Source organism: Butyrivibrio sp. TB, from assembly GCF_900110805.1.
GTDB classification, from domain to species: domain Bacteria; phylum Bacillota; class Clostridia; order Lachnospirales; family Lachnospiraceae; genus Butyrivibrio; species Butyrivibrio fibrisolvens_C.
The window spans coordinates 227545-236182 of sequence record NZ_FOER01000003.1; the positions used below are offsets into that span (position 1 = coordinate 227545).

General features: G+C 39.1%; 10 protein-coding genes and 1 pseudogene. 6 read left to right on the top strand and 5 right to left on the bottom strand.

The features are described 5' to 3' along the window. The first annotated feature begins 199 nt into the window (after positions 1-199). The gene (locus tag BMX21_RS03395) at positions 200-1138 is read left to right on the top strand and encodes a phosphatase PAP2 family protein (protein WP_092041343.1); all 939 of its coding nucleotides are present in this window, start codon (positions 200-202) and stop codon (positions 1136-1138) included. Here BMX21_RS03395 and BMX21_RS19280 read toward each other — a convergent pair. Continuing rightward, positions 1135-1290 (bottom strand): hypothetical protein, encoded by a 156-nt coding sequence (locus tag BMX21_RS19280; RefSeq protein WP_177173902.1) that lies wholly within the window; start codon positions 1288-1290, stop codon positions 1135-1137. The genes BMX21_RS03395 and BMX21_RS19280 overlap by 4 nt on opposite strands. A 237-nt stretch (positions 1291-1527) precedes the next feature. On the opposite strand from BMX21_RS19280, the gene BMX21_RS03400 reads away from it, so the two are divergent. Together BMX21_RS03400 and BMX21_RS03405 are read left to right on the top strand one after the other, a co-directional pair. Continuing rightward, complete coding sequence (locus BMX21_RS03400) at positions 1528-1890, top strand: CidA/LrgA family protein (protein ID WP_092041346.1); 363 nt, start codon at positions 1528-1530, stop codon at positions 1888-1890. Between the two features lie 59 nt (positions 1891-1949). After that, positions 1950-2642: an LrgB family protein gene (locus tag BMX21_RS03405; RefSeq protein ID WP_092041349.1), complete on the top strand. Its 693-nt coding sequence runs from the start codon at positions 1950-1952 to the stop codon at positions 2640-2642. A gap of 141 nt (positions 2643-2783) precedes the next feature. On the opposite strand, the gene msrA is transcribed toward BMX21_RS03405, so the two are convergent. The 3 genes from msrA to BMX21_RS03420 form a co-directional block, all read right to left on the bottom strand. Beyond that, on the bottom strand, positions 2784-3272 hold the full coding sequence (gene msrA / locus BMX21_RS03410) for a peptide-methionine (S)-S-oxide reductase MsrA (RefSeq protein ID WP_092041352.1): 489 nt from the start codon (positions 3270-3272) through the stop codon (positions 2784-2786). A gap of 17 nt (positions 3273-3289) precedes the next feature. After that, positions 3290-4054, bottom strand: a complete 765-nt coding sequence (locus tag BMX21_RS03415; RefSeq protein ID WP_092041354.1) for an inositol monophosphatase family protein — start codon at positions 4052-4054, stop codon at positions 3290-3292. Positions 4055-4323: 269 nt separating this feature from the next. Continuing rightward, positions 4324-5784 carry a sensor domain-containing diguanylate cyclase gene (locus tag BMX21_RS03420; RefSeq protein ID WP_092041357.1) on the bottom strand — a complete coding sequence of 487 codons (1461 nt, stop codon included), beginning with the start codon at positions 5782-5784 and terminating at the stop codon, positions 4324-4326. A gap of 345 nt (positions 5785-6129) precedes the next feature. Between BMX21_RS03420 and BMX21_RS03425 the strand changes: the two genes are divergently transcribed. From BMX21_RS03425 to BMX21_RS03435, 3 genes are all read left to right on the top strand, one after another. Further along, positions 6130-6948, top strand: a complete 819-nt coding sequence (locus tag BMX21_RS03425; protein ID WP_092041359.1) for a hypothetical protein — start codon at positions 6130-6132, stop codon at positions 6946-6948. Positions 6949-7160: 212 nt separating this feature from the next. Further along, a complete protein-coding gene (locus BMX21_RS03430; protein WP_022753086.1) occupies positions 7161-7622 on the top strand; it encodes a hypothetical protein in 462 nt (153 codons plus the stop codon). Further along, entirely contained in the window at positions 7619-8317 is a 699-nt protein-coding gene (locus tag BMX21_RS03435; protein WP_022753087.1) for a hypothetical protein, read from the top strand. The genes BMX21_RS03430 and BMX21_RS03435 overlap by 4 nt, the downstream gene beginning before the upstream one ends. 152 nt (positions 8318-8469) lie before the next feature. Here the strand turns inward: BMX21_RS03435 and BMX21_RS20010 are convergent. Beyond that, a pseudogene (locus BMX21_RS20010) lies at positions 8470-8638 on the bottom strand (ISNCY family transposase); the annotation flags it as partial.

Here is an 8638-nt window from a genome sequence, read left to right on the forward strand (position 1 = left end):
ATCATTTTCTCTTTAAACGCTTCCAATACATCGTCCAAAGCATACATGGTTGTATCACCATAATCATTGCATTTTGAGGCATCAAATGAAGCATTTATAGTACAATTACTATATAATAGACTAAGAGTTCCCGCTTGGACGGACCGGTATCCCCAAGAAGGAAGTCTACAAATAAAAGAATTGGCAGGAGGCCTCGATCATGGACGCAGTCACAGGTAATACTTTTTATTTTGAATTTGAAGTAAGACTTATGGAATGGATACAGCAGATCCTGGGAGACAAGGGCGCTGGCATAGTCTCACATTTTTCAGCCCTTGGCGAAGAATATTTTCTCATACTGTTAATAGCATTTTTATACTGGTGCTATGACAAAAGAATTGGCGAGAAAGTGGGTTCCATCCTGGTTCTTGGCGTTATTATAAATCCACTTATCAAGAATATCTTCTGGCGAAGACGCCCTTATTTTGACCACGAATCCATTGAATGCTACAGACCTCTTGATACTGAGCATGACCTTTTTGATATCTCGGCTCAGGGACTATCTTTTCCAAGCGGTCATTCTACCAATGCAGCAGCTGCCTTTGGATCCATCGCCATGATAGTCAGGAAGAAATGGGCTACTATTCTCTGCGGCATTATCATCCTACTGATCGGCTTCTCCAGAGTTGCCGTGGGCGTCCACTATCCTACAGATGTTATCGCAGGATGGATCTCGGGATTTCTGTGCATATGGTTTATTGTTTTTTGCAGGAACAAGATCCCTGAGGACAAGACCTGGATCCTGTATCTGGTGATCTTCCTTATATCTTGTCTTGGCCTTTTGTACTGCAAGACAACAGACTATTTTACCTGTCTTGGGCTTGTAGGCGGAATCTACGGTGCCTTTGAATTTGAAAAAAGATTCGTTCACTTTGAAAATACCAGAAATCCTCTCAGCTGTGTACTTAGGATATTCTTTGGAGTAGCTATATATCTGGTTCTAAACACACTCTTAAAGCTTCCTTTTAGTGCAGAATTCCTTGACTCAGGAACACTTATAGCAGGCATTGTCAGAAGCCTTAGGTATCTGATTGTATCTTTTATTACAGTTGGAGTGTACCCTTATACATTCAGGATTCACAAACACATATTTTCTTAAATGGTCTCCATCCCCAGGGACCATTCTTGGTCAAAAAATGGTCCCTGAGAAGATATAATCCCCATTATGATAAGCGCCAGAACAAGAGCTACTATGCATGTCACAAGTAAAAGACCATATCTGTTTGTTTGTTCTCTATCCCACTGTTTCATATATTTCTTGGTTACCTCCAGGTGCGTAATAAATAGAATGTCTTATGCCGTCATTACTTTTTAAGTGATAAGTTTAAATAAATGCCATTAAAAAATAGCCGAAATATATTTAAAATCTATGAACAATAATAGTACAAACGTCAATTGCTTACTGGAACACATCTAGTATAATGTGTAAGGTTCGATATCCTCAAGTGGATTTCAACTCATACACTCAAAACTTTCGAGGTTTATATAATGAAATATTTAAAGCAGTTTTTGATCATACTGGCAATATCTCTACTTGGAGAGGTGTTGAAGGAACTCCTGCCACTTCCTATTCCGGCCAGCATTTATGGAATGGTATTTTTGTTCATTTTGCTCCTTACAGGAGTTATCAAGCTTGATCAGGTTAAGGACGCGGGCAAGTTCCTTATAGAGATCATGCCTGTAATGTTCATCCCTGCAGGCGTAGGACTTATGTCCTCCTGGAACGTCCTAAAGCCTGTACTTGTACCTGTATCTGTTATTACAGTCATAACTATTATCACTGTAATGGGTGCTACCGGAATCGTCTCACAGATTGTGATCCGCGAGGATAAGAGCAAAGAGACTAAATAACAGAAATCGAAACTTATATCATATACAATCTATAAATCAGTAATAATTGGAGAAATGTCATGACACAGTTTATGCAGACCAGTGCTTATGCCGGAGTCACAATAAGCCTTGTAGCTTATGGACTTGGAGCTTTTTTGAAAAAGGAATTCCGTTTTGGATTATTAAATCCACTTCTCATATCTATAATCGTAACGATTCTGTTCCTTATAGGATGCAATGTCGACTACGAAACTTATAACGAAGGTGCCAAGTATCTTAGCTGGCTCTTAACGCCTGCTACTGTCTGCCTTGCAATTCCCTTGTATGAAGAGTGGGAGCTTCTTAAAAATAATGCCAAAGCTGTAGTCCTTGGCATCTTATCAGGCGTTCTGACGAGTCTTGTAACAGTACTTGTACTTTCAAAGCTCATGGGCTTGTCCCACGAAAACTATGTAACACTTCTTCCAAAGTCCATCACTACTGCTATCGGAATGGGCGTATCTGAAGAACTTGGCGGTTATGTGACTATTACTGTTGCCGTTATTGTTATCACAGGTGTCCTTGGCAATATATTCGGCGAGCTTATATGTAAGCTATTCAGGATCCACGAGCCTATATCCAAGGGACTTGCCCTTGGAACAGCAGCTCATGCCATAGGAACAGCCAAAGCCATGGAACTTGGGGAAATAGAAGGCGCTATGAGTTCCCTTTCCATCGCTGTAGCGGGAATCCTAACTGTAATATTTGCAAGTGTATTTGCAGGGCTGATATAACTTCCCGAATCTATAAGTTATTTTTTCCATTCAGACTCTTATAAAAAATGGCTATTGTCACAGATGATCAAATCAACCTGACAATAGCCCTTTTTATATACAATATTTACAGCAATCAGCGCTTTTTTCTACCTGATTCTATCAGCCTTTTTTTCTGCCTGATTCTATCAGCTCTTTTTCAAAAGCTTCAGGATTCTTAAGATAATAATCCTGATGATACTCTTCTGCTTCATAGAAATTCTTATAAGGCAGAAGTTCTACCATAACCTTCTTGCCTGATTCTGCCTCTATCTTGGCGATCTTGGCCTTAGCAATTTCTTTTTCCTCATCAGAATTATAGAAAATGGCAAGAGTATAGGAGAATCCCTTGTCTATAAACTGGCCTTCTGAATCGAATGGATCAACATTGGCAAAGTATATATCAAGAAGTCTGTCATATGGAACCTTCTCAGGATCATATACAAGCTTGATCGTCTCTCTGTGGCCTGTCTCCTGATGCTTAACCTGCTCGTAGGTTGGATTAACTTCATCTCCGCCAGCATATCCGCAGATCACCTTATCAACTCCATACATTTTATAGATCGGAGTAACGCACCAAAAACATCCTCCGGCAAAAAAAGCTTCCCTCATTATCATATCCTCTTAACTTATATAAAATCCGGTATTTCTTTGACCCCTCTTGCCATACAAAGTGCTGATGATGCTCCTGTATATGAAAGTGGCCTTCCTTCGATATCGGTAACGCTGCAACCGGCCTCCACCGCAATAAGTGCTGCTGCCGCATAGTCCCAGATCTGTATCTTAAGTTCAAAATACAGTCCGCATCTGCCGATAGCAACGCAGCACATATCCCATGCTGCTGTTCCTGATCTTCTAAGATCCACGCATAGCGGCAATAATCTTTTGGCTATGTCAAAAGATCTGTCTCTGTATTCTTCGTAATACGGCGCTGTACCAAAGCATGCGAGCTGGTCTGAAAGCGGCGCATCAGATGACATTATCCTGTCTCCATTAAGGTATGCGCCTTGCCCTGTGACTGCAGAGAACATCATATCATCATACGGATTATATACAACTGCCATGTAGGGTTTTCCATCTTTTAACAAAGCTACAGAGATAACTGATGGTCTATACTCATAGATGAAATTCGAGGTTCCGTCTATCGGGTCGATCACAAAACAAAATCCGCTTGCCATCTTGGATGAAAAGGCGTCTTTGCCATCTTCTTCTCCAAGAAACTCAGCCTCCGGAAGGACATCTTTTAACTTGTCTACAAGAAATCTTTGGACCTTTTCATCTGTCTCAGTTACAAAGTTTGCATGTCCTGCCTTTTCCATTATCTTAGGACGCTTTGCTGTAAGCAAGATGTTTCCGGCTTCTTTTACAATTTGGATCAAATCTTCTATTGTCATCGTCTTATTCTTCCTTTCTACCGCTTAATTATATCCAAAACCATTTTAGTTCTCAACAGATACAATACAGTAGAATCCTGAAGCAATCGCACATTTGACACAGGTAAAAATATAGCTCTGATTACATAAACTGCTATAACTTACCTTTATACAAAATAAGCCAGCTGCCTGCAACTGTCCATGTTGCACAGTTGCAAGTAGCTGGCGTGTTTATTACAAGTTGATATTTTAGGCAGACAGTTTTTTCCCATAACCTGATAACCATCTGATCAGGTTGTGATCACTGTATAGGTATCACGCGTCTTTTTGGACTCGTACAGTGCCTTGTCAGCAACTCCGATAAGATTATTGACAAGTTCTGTTCCGTAGGCTGCGCCAAAACTCATGGTTATACGAACTTCCGGGCTGTTATCAATCTTTATATCCTTAAGTGCCGATTTAAGGTTTGCAAGTTTGCTTTCAAGATCTGCTCTTGTTATATCGAAAAAAACTATCATGAACTCATCACCGCCGTAGCGTATGACAACATCATCTTTTCTGACAGAGTGTTCGAGAAGCTTGGCCACTTTTTGTATAGCTTCATCTCCGCCCTGGTGACCGGCTGTGTCATTGACATTCTTGAACAGATCGATATCTGCCATAACTACCGCCTTGCAAGGCTCGAATTTAAGCTTATCATCAAGGAACCTTCTGTTGCGGATCTTAGAGAGAGAATCGACATAGACTTCTGCCTCAAACTCAGATATCTTTTTCTGCTGAGCCAGGCTCTGCAATTTAGTATCCGTAGTATCCATACAGCCGTAGACTATATGCGCAAGGCTACCGTCTTCATTTCTGTCACCCACCATGAAGACACCATTGAACCAGCGGTTTGCTCCTTCACTGTAGAATTCCATGCTTGTCGATCCATGTTCCTCGATTGCTGCAAGGATCTTGGCTTTGTCAAACCAGTCATATAAGCTTTGATGGAAGCTTTCTGCAACTGTCGCCTTAACATTATTTTTAAGAAATACTAAAGCATCAGGATCTTTATCTGCCATCTCAACATATTCATTGGTACTTATCATGCGGTAGCTCATATCTCTTACATCTATGAACATAGAGAAATTAAAGACCTTACCTATAGCCTCAACTATCTTAAGATACTCCTTCAGATCTCTCTGAGCTGTAATATCTCGATAGCATCCCATGTAGATCTCCAGTGAGCCGTCATCTACGCGTCTTATATATCTTCCTGCTCCTGTGACCCATATGATGCTGCCGTCTTTCTTCTGCATACGATATGTAGCATGAGTGATGTCCGGCAGATCACGATGGCACTTTATCGAATCCCAAAACAGCTTAACTATGCCATCCCTTTCTTCCGGAACAAGAGTCTTGACCCAGCTGTCAAATTCATTAGGAAGATCGTCTAGTCCGTCATAGCCTAGCATCTGTCTGGTCTCATCATTGAATTCAAAACTGATAAGGTTCTCTTCCCGGTCAAAAGTACAGAAGTACATACCTGCCTTTAACCCTTTAGCAAACACATCCTCTCTGTATCTGGCGATTCGACATTTATTATTTGCTTCATCAATTCTTCTATTACATTCAATTATGAGTTCACGCTGCGACTTGGGATAAGCATCTACATCAAATAAAGGCGTATATTCATCAACTATATCACTAGCTTCAGCAGTAAACTGGCCTATACCATTATCTATGCTGCTTGCTACATCTTTTTTATCCATCAGAGCTCCTTTTAACCTATCATAACTTAAAAAGAAGATTCATTAACTTCATATCGCGGGCAAAAGAGAATACCTAATTCTATATCGACATTTTGGGGCTTTATTATAATAGTTGAATGATTCATTGCAATTATAAGGTATTATTTTTACTTTAATCTGATCTTGTACCTTTCCTCCGTCCCCAGGGGGCATTCTATAGGATATGTATATATCAGTCAATCACATATTATTGTCATATATATGTCAAAAAAAATCCCGGAGAATCATTAAAAATATGCTATAATTTTAAGCTGATGATTTTAATTATCGTCACTGGGAAAAGTTTTATAATACGGGATATTTTTTATGCTTAAGAGAAAAAAATTTGTAGCTTTTATTATGACTATGGTTCTATCTATGACCATGTTATGCGGGTGCCTTAAAAAGGGGCCTGATCCTAACGCCGAAAAAATTGCACATCTGTTTGATGTCACCAAAGAAAATCTCTTTTATGCCACTAATTTATCTGTCTCAGGAACAGGGAGCTGTAATATAGATTGTACCTCTTGGACTCCTACAATGCCTTCTGACAGTGAGGGCCTCGATAATTATACAGCTACTGAAGATATAAATATTTCTTTTACAAGGCAATACTCCGGAACCAGGGATTATCATAATACACTTGTAATAGATGATGCATATGATCAGAAAGACACTTCCATAACATCTAAATTTTTTGATTTCAAACCATATGACAAATCTGAGCGCTACGGATACACTTTGGTACAAAACGTAAATAATGGAAAAACCAATTCTTCCGGAACCTTTGGAAATAGTTGGAGCCCTATTCCTGATATAGATCTTATGAATCTACTACTGCCTGATCTTGATCAGTGCTCGCTATACATAGATCTATCCAAAAGCACAAATACTACAGTAGTACTGACTCAAGACCCCGCATATGGTTTTGATTATTATAGACCATTCGTAAATGCTTTTAGTAAAAAGATAGACAGCAACTATATTGATGATGTCAGATATACTTTTGATGCAGATACTAATATTCTAACAAGTATTGATATAACAGGACGCTATAGAGACTCTGAAAAAACCATTAATGATTACCAGGATAAAAAAACTTATTACTACCGGATCCAAGTAGTAGTTGAGGGCTATGAATTCTGACAGCGCTATCAATATATAACAGGTGCCCCTGTTGTACCGGATCATTTATATTTGATCATACTTTTTATCGATGATTTTAATTACATCATCAAAAATAGTTATTTACATTATAAAATATCTTTTTATACGCATTACAGGCTTTTAAAGCAGTATTTTAGCGGCTGATAATCAAGGGCCTTCATTTTATAATTATTATAAAAGCGAGTTATATCATGGAATTATTACAAATAAAAACTTTACAACGAAAGATTGCAGAGTATCCGGAGCGTATATCAAAACTCCAGGCAAGGCAGAAACTTATAGTCACGCCATCTGCAACTGAGATAGGACCAGCTATTAAGGGAATGGATGCATATCTTCTTTTTCTAAGGGCGGGGATAAGTTCTTACAAAAAGCTCTACGAAGAGGCTTCCGTGGATTTCGCGGGACTTAATTCATATATTGAAAATAAAAAAAGTATCGGAGAAGTAGTATCTGATTCTGAACGGATAAGTCTCGTGCAGATACAGCAGTATATGGCAACTATCCAGAATTATATTAAAATCATGGATTCACAGATCGATAATGGCGAAGTTGTAAAACAAAAGCTAATGCTTGCTCAGAAACAGAAGGAAGCTGTTGATGTCGCCAATCTATTATATATTATCAAAAAAGGGGATGGTTACAGAGTATGAAAAAAGTAAATATTATTAAAAAGGCTGTCATTATGATCGCAGCTCTAGCTGCTACAATAGCCGTTTTTTATTATAGATCAAAGATCATTATAAACGCAGGCATAACAGTCTTCAAAGCACTGTCGATCATATGCCTTGCCATTAGTATCATAAGCGCAGCTGTATGTATATCAATGATCATCAGATATCGTGCCAAAGAAAGCGCAAGGCTCAAAAAGCTCGCTGCCGAGGAAGCTGCCAGACAGGAAGAGATCCGCAAGAAAAAAGAAGATGTGCGCGGTCTTATTAGAGATCTTATGAATGAAGAAAGCGGCTTTGTTCCCACAGGAACTACTCTCTTACATGATATGGATCAGATAGATGAATATGTAGAGAGAAATGAAAAGCTGTTCGAATTCAACGATATGTCTGAGTTCACTAATATGAAAGAGATCATGGGAAGCGTTAAATCCGCTGTATATCACAACTGCAGGAGCATAGTCAATCTGTATGTAGCACTGGAGTCAGGCGATGAGTTCAGCTCTGAATCACAGATAATCCTTGATAATAACAAAGAGCTTATGAACAATTCCAAAGAGTTCCTTCTGCAGATGGCAAGATATACCAATGAGCAGAATGAAGACACAGATGCAGTTACAATGATCCAAGGATATGCTGATGCTATAGGAATGTCCCTAAAGCATTCATATAATTAATAGGTATTTGCGAAACTCATTAAAAGTTTAGATGTAACCTTAACAAAAGCATTCTGGAACGCTTTTGTTGAGGGCAAAGACGTGAACTGGGCTGATAAATCTTATCTTAGGCGCACTTGAATAAGGCTGATGCCTTATTAAGTTGGTAAGCCCTATGCTATGAGGGGCTTGAGGCTTCTGATGTATTCATGGTGATGAATTTTGTCAGCAAGTACTACAGATATAAGCTGAGTGATTCCTGCAAGTATCAGATCAGCATGCAGAGTCTTCTCATTTTGAGTGCGGCGTCCAGCCAAACAAAGATTATCCTTCATATGGTTG

Coding starts and splice junctions, on each gene's coding strand:
- BMX21_RS03430 (WP_022753086.1), top strand. CDS start 7,161: ATGGAATTATTACAAATAAAAACTTTACAACGAAAGATTGCAGAGTAT.
- BMX21_RS03395 (WP_092041343.1), top strand. CDS start 200: ATGGACGCAGTCACAGGTAATACTTTTTATTTTGAATTTGAAGTAAGA.
- BMX21_RS03425 (WP_092041359.1), top strand. CDS start 6,130: ATGCTTAAGAGAAAAAAATTTGTAGCTTTTATTATGACTATGGTTCTA.
- BMX21_RS19280 (WP_177173902.1), bottom strand. CDS start 1,290: ATGAAACAGTGGGATAGAGAACAAACAAACAGATATGGTCTTTTACTT.
- BMX21_RS03435 (WP_022753087.1), top strand. CDS start 7,619: ATGAAAAAAGTAAATATTATTAAAAAGGCTGTCATTATGATCGCAGCT.
- msrA (WP_092041352.1), bottom strand. CDS start 3,272: ATGAGGGAAGCTTTTTTTGCCGGAGGATGTTTTTGGTGCGTTACTCCG.
- BMX21_RS03400 (WP_092041346.1), top strand. CDS start 1,528: ATGAAATATTTAAAGCAGTTTTTGATCATACTGGCAATATCTCTACTT.
- BMX21_RS03415 (WP_092041354.1), bottom strand. CDS start 4,054: ATGACAATAGAAGATTTGATCCAAATTGTAAAAGAAGCCGGAAACATC.
- BMX21_RS03405 (WP_092041349.1), top strand. CDS start 1,950: ATGACACAGTTTATGCAGACCAGTGCTTATGCCGGAGTCACAATAAGC.
- BMX21_RS03420 (WP_092041357.1), bottom strand. CDS start 5,784: ATGGATAAAAAAGATGTAGCAAGCAGCATAGATAATGGTATAGGCCAG.